Source organism: Nocardioides sp. BGA-UO-ETr-FS32, assembly GCF_059567905.1.
The window spans coordinates 387,515-406,439 of record NZ_JCAQOX010000014.1 but is presented as its reverse complement, the minus strand read 5'-3'; the positions used below and the strand labels follow the sequence as shown (position 1 = coordinate 406,439).

The window sequence follows — 18,925 nt, the reverse complement described above, 5'->3', positions numbered from 1 at the left end:
CGCCCGTCGTACTGTCGGAGGAATGGAGGACCACCTCGACGCAGCGCTCCCCCGCAGCCTGCCGGCCGACGAGCACGTCGCCCCGGCTGCCCTGTTGGCCACCGTGGATGCGATCGACGGCGATCCGGCGGTGGAGCTGCACAGCCTGATGGTGCTGAGGCACGGGCGTGTCGTCGCCGAGGGCTGGTGGGCACCGCACACGCCGGAGCGCACCCGGCTGGTCTACTCCCTGAGCAAGAGCTTCACCTCGACCGCCCTGGCATTCGCGCTGCAGGAGGGCCTGGTCGGCCTGGACGACACCGTGGTGTCGCACTTCCCCGAGCTCGCCGACGACATCACCGACCCGGGCAGCAGGTCCATCACGGTCCGGGACGTCGCCTCCATGGCCAGCGGCCACGACCGCGACATGATCGACGAGGCCCTGGCCCTCGACCCGCACGAGCCGGTGCGCGGGTTCCTGATGGTGCCGCCGGATGCCCCGCCAGGGACCCTGTTCGCCTACAGCCAGCCGTGCACGTACGCGCTGGCTAGCATCATCCAGCGAGCCGCGGACATGCCCTTGAGTGCCTACCTGCGACCCCGGCTGCTCGACCCGCTCGGCATCGGGTCGGTCGGCTGGGCGACCTGGCCGCCCGGTCGCGAGCAGGGGTTCAGTGGCCTCTTCGCCCGCACCGAGGACATCGCCAAGCTCGGTCTGCTCTACCTCCGACGCGGGCGGTGGGGAGAGACCCAGCTGATCCCCGAGGCGTACGTCGAGCAGGCCACGTCGCGCCAGGTCGACAACCCGGACATGGAGAACCCCGACTGGCGACAGGGCTACGGCTTCCAGTTCTGGATGGCACGGCACGGCTACCGCGGCGACGGCGCCTTCGGCCAGTTCTGCATCGTGCTGCCCGAGCACGACGTCGTGGTCGCGACGACCGGCGGGACCGAGGCGATGCAGGCGGTGCTCGACCACCTCTGGACCCACCTCCTCCCTGGCCTGCGTGACGACCGCCCCGAGGACAGCGCCCAGCCCGAGCTCGAGCGGCGCCTGCGGGGCCTCTCGCTCGTGCCGTACGCCGCCCGCCCACAGCCGGGCGGCCAGGAGGACTGGACGTCGCCCTTCGTCGTGGCTCCCGGGACGAGCTTCACGTCCGTGGGAGTCAACCTGGCGGACGACGGCCTCGAGGTCACCCTGGCCGAGGCGGACAACGCGTTGACGTTCCCCGTGGGGACTGACGGCTGGCTGGAGTCGTCACCGCTCGACTCCCACGGCGACGTCGTGCCGGTCGCGGCGTCAGGCGGCTGGGACGACGACCGCACGCTGCGGGTGGAGGTCTCGTTCCTCGAGACCCCGCACCGCCTGCGCCTCACCTGCTCGCTGCCGGCACGGGCCGCGGAGGCTGCCTGGCACACGACCCCACTGGATGGCGGTCGTCTGGCGACCCTGCACTGCCCTCGCCGGCACGGGTGACGCAGGGTCGGGCAGTCCCCCGGACCAGCCCGATCAGCCGCCGGAGCCGTGGCTGTGCGGCGGCACGACCGGGCCCTCGGACGGCTGGACCACGACGAAGCCGGGACCCTGGAAGGCGTACTGGAACGCCTCCCCGGTGCCGCCACGCAGCATCGACCTCATGTTCATCGAGCTCACCACCTGCGGCACCAGACCGGCGGACCAGCAGACCGCGGCGTTGATGTCGACGTACGTCGGGGTCTGGGAGCAGTCGAGGATGAGCGGCTGCCCGTCGCTCGTGAGCGCCACGGTGCCGTGCCCCTGGACGAGGGTGTTGAACATCCCGCCGCTCATCATCCCGGCGCCCTTGACCCGGTGCACGTCGTAGTCGAGCGAGGCGTCCATCGCCAGCAGCGCGCTGCCGTTGACCGAGAGCCCGTCGCCCTCGAGGCCGACCAGGAACACGTCCTTGGCCGCATCGGCGAAGAACACCTCCCCCTGCCCGGCGACGGTCATCAGCGGGGTGTCCTCCGAGGTCACCAGCCGACGCATCATCTTGCCGATCGAGCCCGCCGACTTGTGCTCGAACGTCACCTGGCCCTGGTAGGCGACCATCGATCCCTTGGCGGCCAGAACCGGCTCGCCGAGCACCACCCGCAGGGTCTTGCGGTGGTGGAGGCTGAACCGCTCGGCGGTCGCGTTCTCCTGGTTGGCCTGGTCGAACAGCTCACTGCGCATGTGTCCCCCGTGTCGAAAGAAGCGGTGTGTGGCGGCCCGGTCGGCCGCGCTGCGGCGAGCCTAGAAGACCACCCATCCGTCCCGCCTCCCGCACACCGGACGGGCCGCCCTCTGGTCACGCGGTCCCCGCAGGTGTAGGCAGGGTCCGAGGACACCGCGCCCTCGCACTCACTCGAGGAGATGGACCATGGCAGCGCTCGACACCGCAACCCTCCTGGCCGAGCTCGAGCCCACCGTCGAGGACAACCTCAACCGTCACCTCGACATGGCGGACGAGTGGATGCCGCACGAGTACGTCCCGTGGAGCCTGGGGCGCGACTTCGCCGAGCTCGGCGGGGAGCCGTGGGAGGTCGCGCAGTCGCAGCTGTCGCCGATCGCCCGCACGGCACTCGAGGTCAACCTGCTCACCGAGGACAACCTGCCGAGCTATCACCGCGAGATCGACCGCGCCTTCGGCCGCGACAGCGCGTGGGGCACCTGGGTCAACCGCTGGACGGCCGAGGAGGGCCGGCACGCGTTCTGCATCCGCGACTACCTCCTCGTCACGCGCGGCGTCGACCCGGTCGAGCTCGAGCGCGCGCGGATGGAGACGATGGAGACCGGCTACGAGGCGCTGGACAAGTCGCTGCTCAACGTGTGCGCGTACGTCTCCTTCCAGGAGCTCGCCACCCGCATCTCGCACCGCAACACCGGGCGCTACACCGAGGAGCCGATCGCGGAGAAGCTGCTGAGCCGGGTCGCCAAGGACGAGAACCTGCACATGATCTTCTACCGCAACATCGTCACCGCGGCCCTCCAGCTCGCCCCCAGCCAGACCATGCGGGCGATCACCGAGGAGGTCGTCGACTTCCAGATGCCCGGCAGCGTGATCCCCGGCTTCTCCCGCAAGGCGGTGCAGATGGCCAAGGCCGGGATCTACGACCTCCGCATCCACCACGACGACATCGTCACCCCCCTGCTGAAGAAGTGGGGGGTCTGGGACCTCGAGGACCTCGACGAGGACGGCGAGAAGGCGCGCGAGGAGCTCGCGGCCGCGGTGTCGGCCCTCGACGGCGAGGCCACCCGCTTCGTCGAGCGCCGCGCCGAGGCTGAGGCCAAGCGGGCCGCCCGACAGTCGTCGTGAGCGAGCGCAACGTCCTCGGCGACGAGCTCGAGCCCTGCGGCACCGACCCCGTCACCGGCTTCCACCGCGACGGCACCTGCACCGTCGGACCGCACGACGTCGGCCTGCACGCGGTGTGCGCGGTGATGACCGAGGAGTTCCTGGCCCACCAGCGCTCGGTCGGCAACGACCTCTCGACGCCTCGCCCCGAGTGGAGCTTCCCCGGCCTGGTGCCGGGTGACCGCTGGTGCGTCGTCGCGGCGCGGTGGCTCCAGGCGTACGACGACGGGGTGGCCGCACTGGTCGTGCTCGCCGCCACCTCCGAGCGCGCCCTCGACGTGGTGCCGTTGCCAGTGCTCCAGCTGCTCTCCGTCGACGTGCCCCCGGACCTCGGCGCGTGGGGCTGACCCGCACGCCACCCCGGGTCAGGCGCGTTCGACCTCGCTCTGGAGCTTGAGCACGGTGGTGCCGTCCTCCTGCTCGATGACGTAGGCCGGGTCGTCGCCGCTGCCCTTGCGCGTGACCTGCGCGCCCTTGGTCGTGCGCGAGACCTCGTCGTGGTGCACCTCGGTGACGGTGCCCTCGGCCCACGAGGAGCCCCACTTCCACTTCACGGTCGTGCCGGTGCGGATCGCCATGGACCCACCGTGGCACGCGCCGAGGACACCGCGGCCCACCCCTAGGAGCGGACGTGCATCCGCTCGCCCTGCGGGCCGAAGATCGCCAGCACCTCGGCAGGCGTGGGCCCGGGGTTGCCGACCCAGTGGGGCGTACGGGTGTCGAACTCGACCACCTCGCCCGGCTCGAGGGTGAGGTCCTTGGTGCCCAGGACGAGTCGCACCCGGCCGCTGAGGACGTAGAGCCACTCGTAGCCCTCATGGGTGCGCAGCGAAGGCGCCGGCACGTCGTCGACCGGCATCACCATCTTGTAGGACTGGAGCCCGCCCGGACGCCGCGTGAGGGAGATGAACGTGCGGCCGTGGCGGACCACCGGCTTCGACCGGACCCGGGGGTCACCCGTCTCGGGCGCGTCGACGAGCTCGTCGAGCGCCACCCGGTGGGCGCGCGCGAGCGGCAGCAGAAGCTCCAGCGTGGGCTTGCGCTGGCCCGACTCCAGACGCGACAGCGTGCTGACCGAGATGCCGGTCTCCTCGGCCAGGTCGGTCAGCGTGGCCTCGCGCTCGAGGCGCAGCTGTCGCAGCCGCGGCCCGACGCCGCGCAGCACTCCTTCGTCGTCCATGCCGCCAGTGTGCCACCCCTTTTGCCGTTGCGGCAAGAATGTTTGTCAATCTGGCGAACGAGGTGCAGCATCGACGACATGACTGAGATGAAGACCTACGACGTGGTGGTGGTCGGCGGCGGCGCAGCCGGCCTGAGCGGTGCGATGGCCCTGGGTCGGTCGCGGCGGTCGGTGCTGGTCATCGACGCCGGCGAGCCCCGCAACGCCCCCGCCGACCACGCCCACAACTACCTCGGCCGCGAGGGCGTCCCCCCGCTCGAGCTGCTCGAGATCGGCCGCCGCGAGGTGGCGCAGTACGGCGTCGAGGTGCTCGCCGACCGGGTGGTCGGGCTCTCCGGCGAGGTCGACGACTTCCTCGTCACGACCGCGGACGGTGGCCGCTTCGCCGCCCGCCGGGTGCTCGTCACCGGCGGGGTGGTGGACGAGCTGCCCGAGGTGGCGGGGCTCGCAGATCGATGGGGCCGGGACGTCCTGCACTGCCCCTACTGCCACGGCTGGGAGGTGCGCGACCGGGCGATCGCCGTCCTCGCCACCAGCCCGATGGCTGGCCACCAGGCCCTGCTGTTCCGCCAGCTCTCCGACGACGTGGTGGTCGTGGTGCACGACGGCGTAGAGATCGCCGACGAGGAGATGGAGAAGCTCGGCGCGATCGGCGTCCGGTTCGTCCACGGCACGCCGCAGGAGGTCGTCACCACGGACGACCGCGCCTCGCTCGTCGGGCTGCGGCTGGCGGACGGCTCGGTGCTCGCGCGGGACGCGATCGTAGTGGCCTCGCAGCCCCGCGTGCGCGCCGACTTCCTCGGCCCGCTCGGCCTCGAGCCGAAGCCCTTCGAGATGAACGGCCTCGTCCTCGGCTCGGTGATCGACGTCGAGCCGACCGGCGCCACGTCCGTCCCCGGGATCTTCGCCGCCGGCAACGCCACCGACATCTCGATGATCCTCGTCGCGTCCGCGGCCCACGGCACCCGCGTCGGCGCCTGGATCAACGCCGAGCTCGCCTCCGCCGACGCCACGCGTGCCGCCCAGGACCGCCGGGACGGGTTCTTCGAGCGCCCCGCGTGGGAGGAGCGCTACTCCGGCGAGCGCGTCTGGAGCGGCCGGGTCAACGTCCAGCTCGCCGCGGAGGCACCGTCGCTCGTCCCCGGCCGCGCGCTCGACATCGGCTGCGGCGAGGGCGGCGACGCGATCTGGCTCGCCTCGCAGGGGTGGCACGTCACGGCCGTCGACTTCGCCGACGCCGCCCTGGCGCGGGTCGCCGAGCACGCCGCGGAGGCAGGCGTGCGCGACCGCGTCGAGACCCGCCGCGTCGACGTACGCTCCTTCGATCCCGCCGGCGAGACGTGGGACCTCGTGACCTCCCACTTCTTCCACCTGCCCGACGGCGGCATGCCCGACGTCGTACGCCGGCTGGCGTCCGCGGTCGCACCGGGCGGCACCCTGCTGGTCGTCGGGCACCACCCCGACGACCTGGCCACCGGGCTGCGGCACGGGCACGACACGTTCATGTTCACCGCCGACCAGCTGGCGCCGGCCCTCCCGGACGACTTCGAGGTCGAGGCGTGCGAGGCGCGACCGCGTACGCAGGCCCACCCGCACACCGGCGAGGAGATCGCCGTCGCCGACGCGGTGCTCAGGGCCCGACGCCGGTCATGATCGTGGCGGGGGTGGGCATGATGGACAGCATGACCTCTCGGGACCTGCCTCTCGTGCCGCCCGCCCGCCAGTGGTGGACGCTCATCCCCTTCCTGGTCGCCGTGGTAGCGGTGGCCGGGGTCGGCGGGCTGGCCGCCTCCTCGGCACAGGCGACCTACCGCGCGCTCGAGCTGCCGGCCTTCGCACCGCCGCCGTGGCTGTTCGGACCGGTGTGGTCGGTGCTCTACCTCTTCATCGGGGTCGCCGGCTGGCTGCTGTGGCGCACCGGCGGCTGGGACGGCGTGCTGTGGCTGTGGGCCGGCCAGCTGGTGCTCAACCTGGCGTGGACGCCGCTGTTCTTCGGCGCCGACCAGTACGTCCTGGCGCTGGTCGACATCGTCATCCTCGACGTGGCGGTGGCCGGGCTCGTGGTCCTGGCGTGGCAGCGCGTACGGGCCGCGGCGTGGCTGCTCGTGCCCTACCTGGCCTGGACCTGCTTCGCCACCGCGCTCAACGCCGGCATCGTCGTCCTGAGCTAACGAGCCCGGTCGGACAGCCCGAGCCGCGCCAGCACCATCGCCGCGAGCCGGTCCACCGGCAGCGCCGGGTCGACGTCCATCCCCGCCTCGTCGGGGAGGAGCGGCTCGAGGGTGTCGAGCTGCGACTCCAGCAGGCTCGGCGGCATGAAGTGGTCGCGGGCGTTCATCCGGTCGAGGAGCATGTGCTTGTCGCCGGTGCAGTGGACGAAGAACGTGCCCTCGCCGCCGCGGCGCAGCACGTCGCGGTAGGCCCGGCGCAGCGCGCTGCACGCCATGATCGTCGGCTCGTCGCGGGCCTCGCGCTCCGCGGTCCAGGCGGCCAGCGACTCCAGCCAGCCCCAGCGGTCGGCGTCGGTGAGCGGCGTGCCCTCGCGCATCTTCGCGACGTTCTCGGGCGGGTGGAAGTCGTCGCCCTCGGCCATCTCCCAGCCGAGCCGCTCCTGCACCGCTCGCGCCACGGTCGACTTCCCCGACCCGGAGACGCCCATGAAGACGAGGTGGTGCGGGCGGCCCGGACTCGTCCCGTGGGGTGTGCTCATCCGACCGCCCAGATGCCGAGCGCGAGGACGAAGATGCTCACGCCGAGGGTCGTCTCCATCACCGTCCAGGTCTTCAGGGTGGTCTTGACGTCCATCCCGAAGAACCTGCTCACCAGCCAGAAGCCCGAGTCGTTGACGTGGGACAGCACCGTCGCGCCGGCCGCGATGGCCAGCACGAGCGCGACGAGCTGCAGCGAGGACGGGTCGGCGTCGACGACCGCCGCCGAGAGCAGGCCGGCAGTGGTCGTGAGCGCGACCGTGGCGGAGCCCTGGGCGACGCGCAGGATGGTGGCGATGACGAAGGCCGAGACGATCAGCGGCAGTCCGAGGTCGGCGAGGGAGTCCGAGAGCGCGCTGCCGATGCCGCTGTAGCGCAGCACGCCGCCGAACATCCCGCCCGCGCCGGTGATGAGGATGATCGCGCAGATCGGGCCGAGCGCGTCGTTGAGCAGGTCCTCCACCTCGGCGCGCGAGTGGTGGCGCACGGCGAGGGTGTACGTCGCGACGAGCAGCGCGATGAGCAGCGCGATGGGCGTCTGGCCGATGAACACGAGCGCGTCGACGAACCCGCCCTCGGCCTCGATCGTCTCGTTGGCACGCAGCGTGGTCAGGACGGTGTTGAGGCCGATCAGCACCAGCGGGAGCAGCAGGATCGCGAGCACGTGCACGAACGCGGGGCGGTCGCCCTCGTCGGGCGCGCGACCGCCGGTGAGGACCGAGTCGTCGATCGGCACGTGGATCTTGCCGAGCCAGCCGAGCGTGGCGGCGTAGACGCCGACGGCCCAGGCGACGACCGCGGCGACGACTCCGATCACGAGCGTGAGGCCGATGCTCGCGCCGATCTCGGTGGCCGCCGTGACCGGTCCGGGGTGCGGCGGCACGATCGCGTGCATCGCCGCGAAGGCACCGGCCGCGGGGAGGGCGTACATCAGCACGGAGCCGCCGAAGCGCTTGGCGACCGAGAAGATGATCGGGAGGAAGACGACCAGGCCCGCGTCGAAGAAGATCGGGAGGCCGAAGAGCAGCGCCGCGATGCCGAGCGCGAGCGGGGCGCGCTTCTCGCCGAAGCGGCTGATCAGGGTGTCGGCGAGCACCTGGGCGCCACCCGTGACCTCCAGGATGCGCCCGATCATCACCCCGAGGCCGACGAGCAGCGCGACCGCGCCGAGGGTGGAGCCGAACGCTCCGATCGCGACCGCCGGCACGTCGGCGACGGGGACGCCGGCCACGATCGCGGTGGCCAGGCTGACGAGGACGAGCGCCACGAAGGCGTGCATGCGCAGGGCGATGATGAGCACCAGCAGCACGGCGACGGCGAGAGCCGCGATCACCAGGAGCGTGCCGGCGCCATGGACAGGAGTCATGGGATCCACGTGTTTACCTCCGAGACGGGTTCGCCCCACACCCTAGGCCCCGACGGCGGGGCAAGGACACGTCCCGGTTCTCCACAGATCCGGTCAAGGGCCTGTCGGTGCGCCGGGTCCGCGGGTGAGGGTCGAGGCATGATCCTGTCGGGGCACCTCCATCACGACCGGCGCGACCGGCACGGCCGTACGGCCGCCGACCGCCTGTCCGACCGGCTCGCCGACATCGACGCGCAACGCCGGATCGCCGAGCGCAGCGTCGACGCGCTGCTCGCCTCGTGGCACGGCGGCGCAGTGCTTCACCAGCAGTCCGGGTGGCAGGACTGGGACCTCGCCGCCAACGACGTCATCGACTCGCTGTCGGCGCTCATCGGCACGCTCGACCTCGCCCGCGAGGACCTGACCGACGCCCGCGCGATCAGCCCGGCTCCCCGCCCACGATCCGGGTCTTGATCTCCGTCTTGAGCACCTTGCCGACCTTCGAGCGCGGCAGGTCCGGCCACACGTGGACGTCCTTGGGCGCCTTCACCGAGCCGATGCGCTCCTTGACGAAGGACCGCAGGGCGTCGGGATCGACCGTCGCCCCCGGGTGCGGCTGGACGACGACCGCGACGCGCTCACCCCACTTGTCGTCGGGGAGCCCCACCACGGCGCAGTCCTGGACGGCCTCGTGGGCGAGGACGGCCTGCTCGACCTCGGTCGAGTACACGTTGAAGCCGCCGGTGATGATCATGTCCTTGGCGCGGTCGACGATGTGGAGGAGGCCCTCCTCGTCGACGAACCCGATGTCGCCCGTGTGCAGCCAGCCGTTCCGCAGCGTCCGCGCCGTCTCCTCGGGGTCCTTCCAGTAGCCGGCCATCACCAGCGACGACCGTGCGCAGATCTCACCGCGCTCCCCCGGCGGCACCGGGCGGTCGTGCTCGTCGAGGATCGCCACCCGCACCAGAGGCGCCGGGCGCCCCGCGCTGGTCAGGCGCTCGGTGGCCACGGAGCCGTCGGCGCGGAAGTGGTCGGCCGGCGGCATCATCGAGATCATCATCGGCGCCTCGGTCTGGCCGAAGAGCTGCGCCATCACCGGTCCGATCCTCGTGAGCGCCTCCTCGAGCCGGGACGCCGACATCGGCGCCGCGCCGTACCAGAAGCACTGGAGGCTGCGGAGGTCGGTGGCGTCGAGCCCGGGACTGCCGAGCACCATGTAGATCAGGGTCGGCGGCAGGAACGTGTGGGTCACGCCGTGCTCCTGCACGAGGCGCAGGAAACCTCCGACGTCGGGCGTGCGCATGATCACGACCTCGCCGCCCAGCGACATCACCGGGAAGCAGAGCACGCCTGCCGCGTGGGTGAGGGGCGCGAGCGCGAGGTAGACCGGTGGCCCGTCGAACGGGTAGCCCATCAGGGTCAGCGCCGTCATCGTCTCGAGGTTGGTGGGGGTGAGCATCACGCCCTTGGGGCGGCCGGTGGTGCCCCCGGTGCCGACGAGCATGGCGAGCTCCCCCGGCCCGGGCGGAGCGATGCGCTCCGGGACGTCAACCCCGGCGCCGCGGTCGAGGAACTCCTGCCACGCCAGGGACCCCTCGTCGGCCCCGTCGAGGCAGACCCACGTGTGGATCCGGGGCAGGTCGTCGCGGATCGCGGCCACGAGCGGGGCGAACCCGGACTGGTAGAGCACCACCTCGGTGTCGAACAGCTCCAGCAGCTCGCGGTTCTCCGCGGCCTCGTTGCGGGGGTTGATCGGGCACCACACGGCTCCGGCGCGGCTGATGCCGAACACGCAGGTGAAGGCCACCGGGTCGTTGGCGGAGAGGACCGCGACCCTCGATCCCTCGGCCACCCCGCACCCGAGGAGCGCCGCCGCGACCTCGTGCGACAGCCCGACCACCTCGGCGTACGACCGCGTGGTGCCGTCGGTGGTCAGGCAGGGGCGTTCGACGCCCAGGCTGGCGCCCTTGTCGAGGTAGTCGTGCAGCCGCATCGGCCCCTCACATGCCCATGCCGCCGTCGACGGGGATGCCGGCCCCGTTGATGAACCGCGAGGCGTCGGAGGCGAGGAAGACGACCGCGTCGGCCATGTCCTCGACCTCGCCGAGCCGTCCCGACGGGGTCAGCTCGATGACGGCGCCGACGGCCGCCTCCGCGCTGCCGTAGAGCCCGAGCGAGGCCATGTCGTTGGCGAGCCCGGCCCCCATCGCGGTCGGCACCAGTCCCGGATAGACGCAGTTGACGCGTACGCCGTAGCCGAGCTTGCCGGACTCCATCGCCGCGACGCGGGTGAGCCGGTCGACCGCGGACTTGGTGCCGCTGTAGACCGCGATCGCGGGGAAGGCGATGGTCGCGGCCACCGACGAGATGTTGATGATCGAGCCGCCCTTGCCGGCCGCACCGTCGGGGCGCATGGCACGCAGGCCGTGCTTGAGCCCGAGGGTGGTGCCGAGGACGTTGACGTCGAGCATCGTGCGGATGTCGTCGACCTGCACCTCGGTGAGGAGGCTGGTGATCTCGACGCCGGCGTTGTTGACGAGGACGTCGAGCCCGCCGAGCCGGTCGACGCAGGCCTGCACGGCCGCCTCCCAGCCGGACTCGTCGGTGACGTCGAGGCGTACGAACCCGTGCCCGTCACCGAGGCTCGCGGCGGTCTCGGCGCCTGCCTCGTTGACGTCCGCGATCATCACGCGGGCGCCCGCAGCCGCCAGGGCGCGGGCCATGCCCTCACCCAGTCCCTGGGCCCCTCCCGTCACGAGTGCGACGCGTCCGGTCAGGTCCGTTGCGGTCATCGAGGTCTCCTCAGGGCTTCGGGGCGAGTGATGGCCATCACACTGGACGCCCGTCTTGACGACTGTCAAGAAAATCTTCCACTGGTCCGTCCCACCCCCGGCCGCGCGCGTAGGATGCCGCGCGTGCCGTCCCCCGCCCGCTCCGTCGCCGCCCCCGCCGCGCCGGCGGCGTCGCGCCCGAGCAAGCACGAGGACCGGCGCGAGCAGCTCGCCGAGTCGGCGCTGGTCACCCTCGGCACGCTGGGCTACGCGAAGACCTCGCTGCGCGAGATCGCCCAGCGCTCGCCGTTCTCGCACGGGGTCGTGCACTACTACTTCTCCAGCAAGGAGGAGCTGATCACCTCCTGCGTGCGCCACTACAAGCGCACCTGCGTGACCCGCTACGACGAGATCGTGGCCTCGTCAGCCACTGCGGCCGAGCTGCAGTCGCGCTTCGCCGAGAAGCTAGCCGGGACCATCCGCGAGGAGGGTCCGATGCACCAGCTCTGGTACGACCTGCGCAACCAGTCGATGTTCGAGCCTGCGCTGCGCGAGGTGGTCCTCGAGATCGACGGCCAGCTCGAGCAGATGATCTGGCGGGTGGTGTCGCGGTACGCCGAGCTCGCCGGCCGGGCGCCGTCCGTGGACTCCTCGACCTGCTACGGCATGCTCGACGGTCTCTTCGCCCAGTCCCTGCTCGCCTGGGCGACGGGCCCGAAGGCCGAGCGCGAGGACGTGCTGGCGGTGCTGACGGCCCGGGTGGACACGCTCATGCCGTCGCTGCTCGCCTGAGGAGTTCTCCACAGATCTCTCCGGCGGGGTGGTGCGGGAGCGGCCCGCTCGCCACGATCAAGGCATGACGACCTCGGGAACCGTCCACCTCGATCCGACCGCCCACGCGGCCGCCACCACCCTGCTCGACGACCGGCTGAGAGAGCTCGACGCCCGCCGCCGGGCAGCGGAGGCGTCCGTCGAGCGACTGCTCTCGGCGTGGCACGGGGAGGCCGCGTCGGCGTTCGGCTCGCAGTGGGAGACGTGGCGCTCCGCTGCCGCCGGCGTCGCCGAGCACCTCGGCTCCGCGGTGTCCGCGCTCGCCGGCGCCCGCGGCGACCTCGTCGCGGCCGACTCCGGTGTCTCGCAGCGCTCCCACGCGATGGCCGGACGGCTCGAGGGGCGCCTGGGATGACTGCCTTCGACGTCGACCTCGCCGAGCTGCGCAGCGTCGTCGCGGAGCTCGCGGGCTGCCAGCGCGACCTCCTCGGCCTCGCCGGCGACATCGACGACGCACAGGCTCGGGTGCAGCACGAGTGGACGGGTCGGGCGAGCGCGGCGCAGGAGACGGCGTACGGCTCCTGGCGCGACGAGTGCGCCGACATGGTGACGGCGCTCGCCGCGATGCGCGCGATCGTCGCCGCCGCGGACACCCACTACTCCTCCGCCGTCAAGGCCAACGTCGCGCTCTGGCAGCGGGTCAGCTCGTGACGTCCACCCGGCCACCGCGCACGCACGTGGCGTAGACCCCGAGCATCGGCTCGCCCGCCTTGTTGGTCGGCCGGTCCCGCGCGAGCGCCCTGAGCAGCCGGACGTCCTTCTCCCCAGTCACCGGGTGGTGGTCGATGACCGCGCACCGCGGGACCGGACCGCCGACCCGCAGCGTCGCCTCGCCGACGACGTGCTCCTGCCCCGTCCACGTGTCCTCGACGTAGGGCTCGTCGGTCTCGACGACGAGGGTCGCCCGGAAGCGTGCGGCCTGGTGGCGTACGTCCTCGTGCCCCACCCGTGCGGCCAGGTCGCGCAGCGACGCCGTGCCGACGATCGTGACCGGGTCGGCGAACACGACTCCGCCGCGCGGGGCGGCGGCGAGGCGTACGGGCTCGTCCAGCCAGCCGGACAACAGCTCGGCGTGCGGGCCGTCGGACAGCGAGAGGGCGACGGGGCGGCCCCAGTAGTCGCATGTGACGTCCTCGCCGCTCGACGGGGCGGGCGCCGAGACGGACTCGCCGGTCGGGAGGGTCAGCTCGAGCTCGTCCCCCCGGGTCCGCGCGACGACACCGATCAGGGACGGATGTTGCACGGTCCTCAGCACGCGGGACTGCTCGACGTCGACGAGGCACCAGGCCCGATCGCCGACCGCGCCCTTCTCGTCCAGGACGACCCGGTCGAGGGCGAGGTGCCGCATGCCCTTCACCGGCGCGAACCCGGCGCGGCGTACGACGTGGTCGGCAGGCACGGGCCGATCGTTCCACGCCCGGTTGTCCACAGATCGTCGCGACCCTCTGGCGGGAGGCACCACGCGGCCCGAAGGCTGGTGCTCGTGCGGATCACAGTGGAGTGCGGCGGGTTCACCCGAGCGGGGGACGCCTGCCTGACGGCCAACCACACCAGCGCCGTGCTCACCGAGTCCCTCGCCGCGCGGCTCGCGGGTTGTGCGGGGATGGCGGGCGACGACGCAACCAGCGGTGGGTTCTCCCGGGCCTACGACGGCGCCGCTGCCGAGGCGCTCGCCGCGATGGCCGACCTCACTCACGCCTTCACCGGGACCGGTCGCCTGCTCGCGGCGACCGGCGACAACCACGCACGGGCCGAGTCCGCCGCAGCCGGTCGGCCGCGCACCCTCGGCTACGCCGGCGGCAGCCTCGACGACGACGCGTTCGTACGCGTCCAGCCCGCGTCGCCGCCCTCGAGCCTCGGCGCGCAGGAGCCGTCGCTTGGGGCGGTCGACCGGTGGATCCTCGACCAGGTCGAGGGGTTCGTGTGGCCGTCCGCCGACGTGGGCAGGCTGGGCGCCACGGCATCGGCCTGGCGACGGGCAGCCGCGTCGACCGCAGGGCTCGCCGACCACGTCGACGCCGCCGTCGCGCTGGTCGAGCAGCAGCGCTCCCCCGAGGTCCCGCTCGCCGTCGACGCACTGACCGAGCTCGCGTCAGTCATCGGCGACACCGCGTGGCAGCTGTCCGAGCTCGCGACCGCCTGCGAGGCGTACGCCGATGCGGTCGAGTCGGCCAGGGACCGTACGCGCGCCCTGCTCGCCGAGGTCGGCCAGATGGTGGTCGAGGGTGCGGCCATCTCGGTCGTGGTCGCGGGCCTCTCCGGGGGCTTCGGCGGCGGGGTCGCGATGGCAGCAGCCGCAGCCCGCGTGCGTGCGCAGGCACCGCGGTTCTTCGCCCTCCTGACCGCGTTGCGCGCGGGGGTCGCCGCTGCCGCCGCGCGGATCGAGCGGGTCGTCGACGAGCTCGCGGCGTTGCGAGCGCGGCTCGAGAAGTTCGTCCGGATCCCTGCGCGGGACGAGGTGGGGAGCGTGAAGCATCCGCTGGGGTGGTTCTCGCGAGGCGAGCGGGGCTGGTTGCGCAGCCATGAGGTGCCGCCTGGACACACGATCGAACGGCACGTCGGCAAGACAGAGCAACAGTTGATGGATCGTTTGCGGGATCACCAGAAGTTGCGTCGCGCCTCAGCTTTCGTCGATGAAGCAAGCGCCGAACGGCTGATCGCGCAGGTGCTGGAGCGACGCTCCGCCGACATCGACGCGTGGATGGCGAGCTCAAACGGGCGCCTCACCCTCACCGAAGATCTGGGCGTGCGCACGGGTGTCACCGTCGGCCGCGATGGTTCCGCGACAACACCCACCGCCGTTCGAGTGGTCCTGCTCGCAGACGCCCGTACGGCGAACGGATGGCGCATACTGACAGCGTTCCCCGACTAGCGGAGGTGAGTCATGGAAGCACTGAAGTACTTGATGGGCGCCTACTTCCACCAGGACTGGGACATGGACGGAGGCAAGGTGTCGGACACCGTGTCCTCGTTCCTCGACGAACGCCGCGACCTGGTGTCGTCCTGCGCCGACCAGATCGACGCGCTGCTCGGGCAGGACCTGGCCGAGGGTGAGCTCGAAGCCAAACTCGAGGAGTGGGGCTGCGACTACTACGCCGGGGACACAGACGCCGACTACCGAGGCTGGCTCGACGAGATCCGCCGCCAGATCCGCACGTTCCTCAGCACGACCGCCACGGCATCCTGACCCCGAACCACCCCAGCCTCCCCACCCACCCGCCACACTGTCCGGGTGCCCCGCTCCTCGACCCGCCTGACCCTCGTGGTCACCGCAGCGATGGTGGCGGCCGTCGTGGCGTGGCACCCCGCCGAGCAGCTCGAGAGCGCACGCCGCGCGATCGGGATGGGCGCCGAGCGACCGCTGCCCGCACCCGCGGTCGTACGGGCGGGCGGGGCGTACACGTGGGCGATGACCCAGCCCGACAGCGACGAGCCCGTCGGCTGGGACCCGTGCGAGGAGATCCGCTACCGGGTGAACCCGGCCGGCGAGCCGCCCGGCGGACGCAGGCTCGTCACCGAGGCACTGCGGCGGGCGAGCGCGGCGACCGGCCTGTCCTTCACCGACGCGGGTGACACCGACGACCGACCCTTCCCCGACGGCGTGAGGCTGTTCGGCCGCCCGGACCCCGTCGTCATCGGGTGGGGTGACCCGCACGAGTACCCCGACCTCGCCGGTCAGGTCGCCGGCGTCGGCGGTGCCGTCGCCGAGCGCGACTCGGCGGGACGACTGCGGTTCGTCAGCGGGAGCGTGGTCCTCGACGTCGAGGCGTTCACGTCGACGGCCGTCGCCCAGCAGCCGCGGGTGATGGAGGCGATCGTGCTGCACGAGGTCGCGCACGTCGTCGGCCTGGGCCACGTCAAGGAGCCGATGGAGCTGATGTACGCCGACAACACCGGGCAGGTCGAGCTCGGGCCCGGCGACCGCGAGGGCCTCGCCCGGCTCGGCTCGCTCCCCTGCGGCTGAACCGGGCGAGGGGCGAGCCCGCACGGCGAACTGCCGCACGTGCGACCGACTGCGTGCGCCATGAAGGCAGTTCGCGCGTCGGGCTCCCGGTCGCACGCTCAGATGGCCACCGCGAGCCGCGAACTGCCTTCATGGTGTGCCCGACCACCCCGAAATCAGGGCGCGCGGTTGCCGCGCGCGTCCTCCTGCTCGAGGAGCCCGTCGAGGTCCTTGAGCCGGTCGAGCCCCTTGACCGCCCGCGACATCCGGTGGTTGCCCTCGAACGTCTCGCGGTGCCGGTCGAGGAACCACCAGTAGCCCGCAGTGAAGGGGCACGCGTCGTCGCCCACCCGCACCTTGGGGTCGAAGCGGCACGAGCCGCAGTGGTCGCTCATCCTGTCGATGTAGGCGCCGCCGGAGGTGTAGGGCTTCGTCATCATCCGACCGCCGTCCGCGTGCTGCGACATGCCGACGACGTTGGGCACCATCACCCAGTCGTAGCCGTCGACGAACGCCCGGTGGAACCAGTCGGTGACCTGCGTCGGCGCCCACCCGCGCTGCAGGGCGTACGACCCCAGCACCATCAGCCGCGGGATGTGGTGCACCCAGCCTTGCTCGGCCACCTGGTCGAGGGTGTGCGACAGGCAGCGCGCGTCGGTGGCACCACCGTCCAGCTCCGCGAACCACGTCGGGATCCGCTCGCGCGCCGCGAGGGAGTTCTCCCGGCGGTAGCCGTCGCCCATGTGCCAGTAGACGTGCCACACGTAGTCGCGCCACCCGATGACCTGCCGGACGAACCCCTCCACGCTCGCGATCGGCGCCGCACCGCTCCGGTACGCCTCCTCCGCGCGCTCGACGACCTCGAGCGGATCGAGCAGGCCGAGGTTCATCGGGGCGCTCACCAGGCTGTGGGCCATCCACGGGTCCCCCTCGAGGATCGCGTCCTCGTACGCCCCGAAGTCCGGCAGCCGGTGCTCGACGAAGTGGTCGAGCGCGGCCAGCGCCTCGCGCCGCGTCGCGGGGAAGATCCGCGGGCCGTCGCGGCCGATGAACGACACCTCGCCGTCGCGCTCCCACCGGTCGAGGTCCTCGCGGACCTGGGCGTCGATCTCGTCCTCGGTCGGCCACCACGGCTCGGTCACGCCGAGCGTCTCGGCGCCCTTCGGCGGTGGCTCACGGTTGTCGTGGTCGAAGTTCCACTGCCCGCCGGCCGGCTCCTCGCCGTCGAGCAGCACGCCGTGGGCCTGGCGGGCGCGCCGGTAGAAGTCCTCCATCAGCAGCCGCTTGCCGCCCCGGCCCTCGGCCCACCGCTCGAAGTCCTCGCGCGCCGTGGCGAACCCGCGCGGCGGCAGCACCGTGCAGCCGAGCCGCTCGACCAGCCCGAGCGCGGCGTACGACGTCGGGTGGACCACCTCGACGCCAGCGTCGGAGCCGTGCTCGCGCACCGCCCCGGCGTACGTCTCGGCCTGCACGTAGGTCAGCCGGTCGCTGAGCTCGGCGGCGCGGTGCCGCATCGCGCTCAGCACCAGGTGGGCCTTGGCCCGGTGGAAGCGCCGGCGGCGGAACACGCCGGTCGACTCGACCATCAGCAGCGGTCCGCGGTGGTCGTCGACGAAGTGCGGCCCGAGCTGGTCGCCGAAGAGCCAGCGGGTCGTCATGCGGTCAGCCTAGGCAGGCCGCAGAACGACAGTGGGCTGGCTCAGAGGTGGTGCAGCTTGGGGTAGGGGTGCGCGATGCGGACCGCCTTGTCCCCGAAGTCGACGGTCACCGCGTGGCTGTCGAGGTGCGTCACCTGGCCGAGGCCGTAGATGTCGTGGGTGACGCGGTCACCCACCTCGAACACCTCGACCACGGGGTCGACCGCGGGCTTGAACGGGCTGCTGGGGAGGTGCTTGGGCCGTCGGCCACTCGAGGAGGTCATCACCCCCAGTATGCGCCTCCGGACGGCCTTGTGGGGCATCCTCACCCTGAGAAGGCTGATCGCAGCCGGCGCCGCCGGGGACGTCAGGAGGCGCGCGACCCGAGCAGCCCCTTGACGTACGCCGCCTGCCCGAGGTGCTGGAGGCAGTCGCCGACGATGCTGATGAGCCGTACGCCGGCCGTGACCGGCGGATCCCACCGCTGGTCGACCTCGCGCTCGAGCTCGCGCTCGTCGACCGTCTGGAGGTAGCGCGCGGTCGCGAGCGTGACCTCGCGGTGGTAACCCACGAGCAGCTCGGGGTCGGCGATCCGGACCGCGTCGACCTGCTCGCTCGTGTGCCCGTAGCCTATGTCGTCGATCCCGTTGGGCAGGCCGAACCGCTCCTGCCACTGCTCCCACACCTGCGGCTGGTCGGCGAGCGCTGCGACGTGGTCGTCCTGCACCCGCGCGAGGTGCCACAGCAGCCAGCCGATCGGGTTGCCGGTGCCGCCGGGGCGATGCGCCAGGGCGTCCTCGTCGAGGCCGTCGGCGACCTCGTCGTACAGCTCGGTGACCCTGCCGAAGGCCTCGGTCAGCACCCCTCGTACGTCCACGGCCGCCTCACTCCGCCGGGGTGGCGGACCTGACCTGCGGCGCCGCCGACTTCTCGTCCTTCAGCCCGTCGATCTCGGCGAGGATCCGGGCGCGCTCGTCGTCGCTGAGCGACACCTTCGCCTTCGTCAGGCCCTCGTCGAGCTGGTCGGCGATGGTCGCGTCCTCGGCGCTGTACTGGTAGGAGCTGACCTCGTCCACCACTCGCTGCGCGGCCTCGATCGCTGCCTGCTTCACCTCGTCAGTCATGACGTCCACGCTAGCCAGCCGGCGGGTGAGGACAACGTCCGTCGGGGTGTG

The 18,925-nt window shown here is 72.2% G+C and carries 24 protein-coding genes; 12 read left to right on the top strand and 12 right to left on the bottom strand.

Annotated elements, in window-relative coordinates:
- The first annotated feature begins 22 nt into the window (after positions 1-22).
- The gene (locus AC57BS_RS11825; protein WP_496411641.1) at positions 23-1,456 is read left to right on the top strand and encodes a serine hydrolase domain-containing protein; all 1,434 of its coding nucleotides are present in this window, start codon (positions 23-25) and stop codon (positions 1,454-1,456) included.
- Between the two features lie 33 nt (positions 1,457-1,489).
- Here AC57BS_RS11825 and AC57BS_RS11820 read toward each other — a convergent pair whose 3' ends face one another.
- Positions 1,490-2,173 carry an AIM24 family protein gene (locus AC57BS_RS11820; RefSeq protein ID WP_496411640.1) on the bottom strand — a complete coding sequence of 228 codons (684 nt, stop codon included), beginning with the start codon at positions 2,171-2,173 and terminating at the stop codon, positions 1,490-1,492.
- 187 nt (positions 2,174-2,360) lie between these two features.
- On the opposite strand from AC57BS_RS11820, the gene AC57BS_RS11815 reads away from it, so the two are divergent.
- Positions 2,361-3,296: an acyl-ACP desaturase gene (locus tag AC57BS_RS11815; protein ID WP_496411639.1), complete on the top strand. Its 936-nt coding sequence runs from the start codon at positions 2,361-2,363 to the stop codon at positions 3,294-3,296.
- Complete coding sequence (locus tag AC57BS_RS11810) at positions 3,293-3,682, top strand: DUF2237 family protein (protein WP_496411638.1); 390 nt, start codon at positions 3,293-3,295, stop codon at positions 3,680-3,682. Before AC57BS_RS11815 ends, AC57BS_RS11810 begins: the two co-directional genes overlap by 4 nt.
- Before the next feature lie 18 nt (positions 3,683-3,700).
- On the opposite strand, the gene AC57BS_RS11805 is transcribed toward AC57BS_RS11810, so the two are convergent.
- The gene (locus AC57BS_RS11805; protein WP_496411637.1) at positions 3,701-3,913 is read right to left on the bottom strand and encodes a hypervirulence associated TUDOR domain-containing protein; all 213 of its coding nucleotides are present in this window, start codon (positions 3,911-3,913) and stop codon (positions 3,701-3,703) included.
- 41 nt (positions 3,914-3,954) lie between these two features.
- On the bottom strand, positions 3,955-4,515 hold the full coding sequence (locus AC57BS_RS11800) for a helix-turn-helix domain-containing protein (RefSeq protein WP_496411636.1): 561 nt from the start codon (positions 4,513-4,515) through the stop codon (positions 3,955-3,957).
- A 78-nt stretch (positions 4,516-4,593) separates the two neighbouring features.
- Between AC57BS_RS11800 and AC57BS_RS11795 the strand changes: the two genes are divergently transcribed.
- Both AC57BS_RS11795 and AC57BS_RS11790 read left to right on the top strand, forming a co-directional pair.
- Positions 4,594-6,168 carry an FAD-dependent oxidoreductase gene (locus AC57BS_RS11795; protein ID WP_496411635.1) on the top strand — a complete coding sequence of 525 codons (1,575 nt, stop codon included), beginning with the start codon at positions 4,594-4,596 and terminating at the stop codon, positions 6,166-6,168.
- Positions 6,169-6,197: 29 nt separating this feature from the next.
- Positions 6,198-6,686: a TspO/MBR family protein gene (locus tag AC57BS_RS11790; protein WP_496411634.1), complete on the top strand. Its 489-nt coding sequence runs from the start codon at positions 6,198-6,200 to the stop codon at positions 6,684-6,686.
- Here the strand turns inward: AC57BS_RS11790 and AC57BS_RS11785 are convergent.
- Together AC57BS_RS11785 and AC57BS_RS11780 are read right to left on the bottom strand one after the other, a co-directional pair.
- Entirely contained in the window at positions 6,683-7,225 is a 543-nt protein-coding gene (locus tag AC57BS_RS11785; RefSeq protein ID WP_496411633.1) for a gluconokinase, read from the bottom strand. The genes AC57BS_RS11790 and AC57BS_RS11785 overlap by 4 nt on opposite strands.
- Positions 7,222-8,589: a GntP family permease gene (locus AC57BS_RS11780; protein ID WP_496411632.1), complete on the bottom strand. Its 1,368-nt coding sequence runs from the start codon at positions 8,587-8,589 to the stop codon at positions 7,222-7,224. The genes AC57BS_RS11785 and AC57BS_RS11780 overlap by 4 nt, the downstream gene beginning before the upstream one ends.
- A 138-nt stretch (positions 8,590-8,727) precedes the next feature.
- Here AC57BS_RS11780 and AC57BS_RS11775 point away from each other — a divergent pair, with 138 nt between their 5' ends.
- On the top strand, positions 8,728-9,042 hold the full coding sequence (locus tag AC57BS_RS11775) for a WXG100 family type VII secretion target (protein ID WP_496411631.1): 315 nt from the start codon (positions 8,728-8,730) through the stop codon (positions 9,040-9,042).
- On the opposite strand, the gene AC57BS_RS11770 is transcribed toward AC57BS_RS11775, so the two are convergent.
- On the bottom strand, positions 9,008-10,561 hold the full coding sequence (locus tag AC57BS_RS11770) for an AMP-binding protein (RefSeq protein WP_496411630.1): 1,554 nt from the start codon (positions 10,559-10,561) through the stop codon (positions 9,008-9,010). The two genes, AC57BS_RS11775 and AC57BS_RS11770, sit on opposite strands and share 35 nt — an antisense overlap.
- A gap of 7 nt (positions 10,562-10,568) precedes the next feature.
- Positions 10,569-11,360, bottom strand: coding sequence for an SDR family NAD(P)-dependent oxidoreductase (locus tag AC57BS_RS11765; RefSeq protein ID WP_496411629.1), 792 nt, complete (start codon positions 11,358-11,360; stop codon positions 10,569-10,571).
- 123 nt (positions 11,361-11,483) lie between these two features.
- On the opposite strand from AC57BS_RS11765, the gene AC57BS_RS11760 reads away from it, so the two are divergent.
- From AC57BS_RS11760 to AC57BS_RS11750, 3 genes are all read left to right on the top strand, one after another.
- Complete coding sequence (locus AC57BS_RS11760) at positions 11,484-12,131, top strand: TetR/AcrR family transcriptional regulator (protein ID WP_496411628.1); 648 nt, start codon at positions 11,484-11,486, stop codon at positions 12,129-12,131.
- A gap of 64 nt (positions 12,132-12,195) precedes the next feature.
- The gene (locus AC57BS_RS11755; RefSeq protein ID WP_496411627.1) at positions 12,196-12,525 is read left to right on the top strand and encodes a WXG100 family type VII secretion target; all 330 of its coding nucleotides are present in this window, start codon (positions 12,196-12,198) and stop codon (positions 12,523-12,525) included.
- Positions 12,522-12,821 carry a WXG100 family type VII secretion target gene (locus AC57BS_RS11750; RefSeq protein ID WP_496411626.1) on the top strand — a complete coding sequence of 100 codons (300 nt, stop codon included), beginning with the start codon at positions 12,522-12,524 and terminating at the stop codon, positions 12,819-12,821. Before AC57BS_RS11755 ends, AC57BS_RS11750 begins: the two co-directional genes overlap by 4 nt.
- Here the strand turns inward: AC57BS_RS11750 and AC57BS_RS11745 are convergent.
- Positions 12,811-13,569 carry an MOSC domain-containing protein gene (locus tag AC57BS_RS11745; protein WP_496411625.1) on the bottom strand — a complete coding sequence of 253 codons (759 nt, stop codon included), beginning with the start codon at positions 13,567-13,569 and terminating at the stop codon, positions 12,811-12,813. The two genes, AC57BS_RS11750 and AC57BS_RS11745, sit on opposite strands and share 11 nt — an antisense overlap.
- Positions 13,570-13,653: 84 nt before the next feature.
- Here AC57BS_RS11745 and AC57BS_RS11740 point away from each other — a divergent pair, with 84 nt between their 5' ends.
- From AC57BS_RS11740 to AC57BS_RS11730, 3 genes are read left to right on the top strand one after another with little or no spacing between them, the layout of a single operon-like run.
- The gene (locus AC57BS_RS11740) at positions 13,654-15,042 is read left to right on the top strand and encodes an RNase A-like domain-containing protein (RefSeq protein ID WP_496411624.1); all 1,389 of its coding nucleotides are present in this window, start codon (positions 13,654-13,656) and stop codon (positions 15,040-15,042) included.
- Positions 15,043-15,054: 12 nt separating this feature from the next.
- Entirely contained in the window at positions 15,055-15,357 is a 303-nt protein-coding gene (locus AC57BS_RS11735; protein ID WP_496411623.1) for a contact-dependent growth inhibition system immunity protein, read from the top strand.
- 45 nt (positions 15,358-15,402) lie between these two features.
- Positions 15,403-16,134: a matrixin family metalloprotease gene (locus AC57BS_RS11730; RefSeq protein ID WP_496411622.1), complete on the top strand. Its 732-nt coding sequence runs from the start codon at positions 15,403-15,405 to the stop codon at positions 16,132-16,134.
- Between the two features lie 155 nt (positions 16,135-16,289).
- On the opposite strand, the gene AC57BS_RS11725 is transcribed toward AC57BS_RS11730, so the two are convergent.
- The 4 genes from AC57BS_RS11725 to AC57BS_RS11710 form a co-directional block, all read right to left on the bottom strand.
- The gene (locus AC57BS_RS11725; protein WP_496411621.1) at positions 16,290-17,771 is read right to left on the bottom strand and encodes a cryptochrome/photolyase family protein; all 1,482 of its coding nucleotides are present in this window, start codon (positions 17,769-17,771) and stop codon (positions 16,290-16,292) included.
- 41 nt (positions 17,772-17,812) lie between these two features.
- Positions 17,813-18,034 (bottom strand): hypothetical protein, encoded by a 222-nt coding sequence (locus tag AC57BS_RS11720; protein WP_496411620.1) that lies wholly within the window; start codon positions 18,032-18,034, stop codon positions 17,813-17,815.
- A gap of 83 nt (positions 18,035-18,117) precedes the next feature.
- On the bottom strand, positions 18,118-18,627 hold the full coding sequence (locus tag AC57BS_RS11715; protein WP_496411619.1) for a mycothiol transferase: 510 nt from the start codon (positions 18,625-18,627) through the stop codon (positions 18,118-18,120).
- A 7-nt stretch (positions 18,628-18,634) separates the two neighbouring features.
- Positions 18,635-18,874, bottom strand: coding sequence for a hypothetical protein (locus tag AC57BS_RS11710; protein ID WP_496411618.1), 240 nt, complete (start codon positions 18,872-18,874; stop codon positions 18,635-18,637).
- Positions 18,875-18,925 lie beyond the last annotated feature (51 nt).

What these genes read in the sequence shown, in the direction of transcription:
- AC57BS_RS11825 (WP_496411641.1), top strand. Translation starts at nt 23, where the DNA reads ATGGAGGACCACCTCGACGCAGCGCTCCCCCGCAGCCTGCCGGCCGAC.
- AC57BS_RS11820 (WP_496411640.1), bottom strand. Translation starts at nt 2,173, where the DNA reads ATGCGCAGTGAGCTGTTCGACCAGGCCAACCAGGAGAACGCGACCGCC.
- AC57BS_RS11815 (WP_496411639.1), top strand. Translation starts at nt 2,361, where the DNA reads ATGGCAGCGCTCGACACCGCAACCCTCCTGGCCGAGCTCGAGCCCACC.
- AC57BS_RS11805 (WP_496411637.1), bottom strand. Translation starts at nt 3,913, where the DNA reads ATGGCGATCCGCACCGGCACGACCGTGAAGTGGAAGTGGGGCTCCTCG.
- AC57BS_RS11800 (WP_496411636.1), bottom strand. Translation starts at nt 4,515, where the DNA reads ATGGACGACGAAGGAGTGCTGCGCGGCGTCGGGCCGCGGCTGCGACAG.
- AC57BS_RS11795 (WP_496411635.1), top strand. Translation starts at nt 4,594, where the DNA reads ATGACTGAGATGAAGACCTACGACGTGGTGGTGGTCGGCGGCGGCGCA.
- AC57BS_RS11790 (WP_496411634.1), top strand. Translation starts at nt 6,198, where the DNA reads ATGACCTCTCGGGACCTGCCTCTCGTGCCGCCCGCCCGCCAGTGGTGG.
- AC57BS_RS11785 (WP_496411633.1), bottom strand. Translation starts at nt 7,225, where the DNA reads ATGAGCACACCCCACGGGACGAGTCCGGGCCGCCCGCACCACCTCGTC.
- AC57BS_RS11780 (WP_496411632.1), bottom strand. Translation starts at nt 8,589, where the DNA reads ATGACTCCTGTCCATGGCGCCGGCACGCTCCTGGTGATCGCGGCTCTC.
- AC57BS_RS11775 (WP_496411631.1), top strand. Translation starts at nt 8,728, where the DNA reads ATGATCCTGTCGGGGCACCTCCATCACGACCGGCGCGACCGGCACGGC.
- AC57BS_RS11770 (WP_496411630.1), bottom strand. Translation starts at nt 10,561, where the DNA reads ATGCGGCTGCACGACTACCTCGACAAGGGCGCCAGCCTGGGCGTCGAA.
- AC57BS_RS11765 (WP_496411629.1), bottom strand. Translation starts at nt 11,360, where the DNA reads ATGACCGCAACGGACCTGACCGGACGCGTCGCACTCGTGACGGGAGGG.
- AC57BS_RS11755 (WP_496411627.1), top strand. Translation starts at nt 12,196, where the DNA reads ATGACGACCTCGGGAACCGTCCACCTCGATCCGACCGCCCACGCGGCC.
- AC57BS_RS11750 (WP_496411626.1), top strand. Translation starts at nt 12,522, where the DNA reads ATGACTGCCTTCGACGTCGACCTCGCCGAGCTGCGCAGCGTCGTCGCG.
- AC57BS_RS11735 (WP_496411623.1), top strand. Translation starts at nt 15,055, where the DNA reads ATGGAAGCACTGAAGTACTTGATGGGCGCCTACTTCCACCAGGACTGG.
- AC57BS_RS11725 (WP_496411621.1), bottom strand. Translation starts at nt 17,771, where the DNA reads ATGACGACCCGCTGGCTCTTCGGCGACCAGCTCGGGCCGCACTTCGTC.
- AC57BS_RS11720 (WP_496411620.1), bottom strand. Translation starts at nt 18,034, where the DNA reads ATGACCTCCTCGAGTGGCCGACGGCCCAAGCACCTCCCCAGCAGCCCG.
- AC57BS_RS11710 (WP_496411618.1), bottom strand. Translation starts at nt 18,874, where the DNA reads ATGACTGACGAGGTGAAGCAGGCAGCGATCGAGGCCGCGCAGCGAGTG.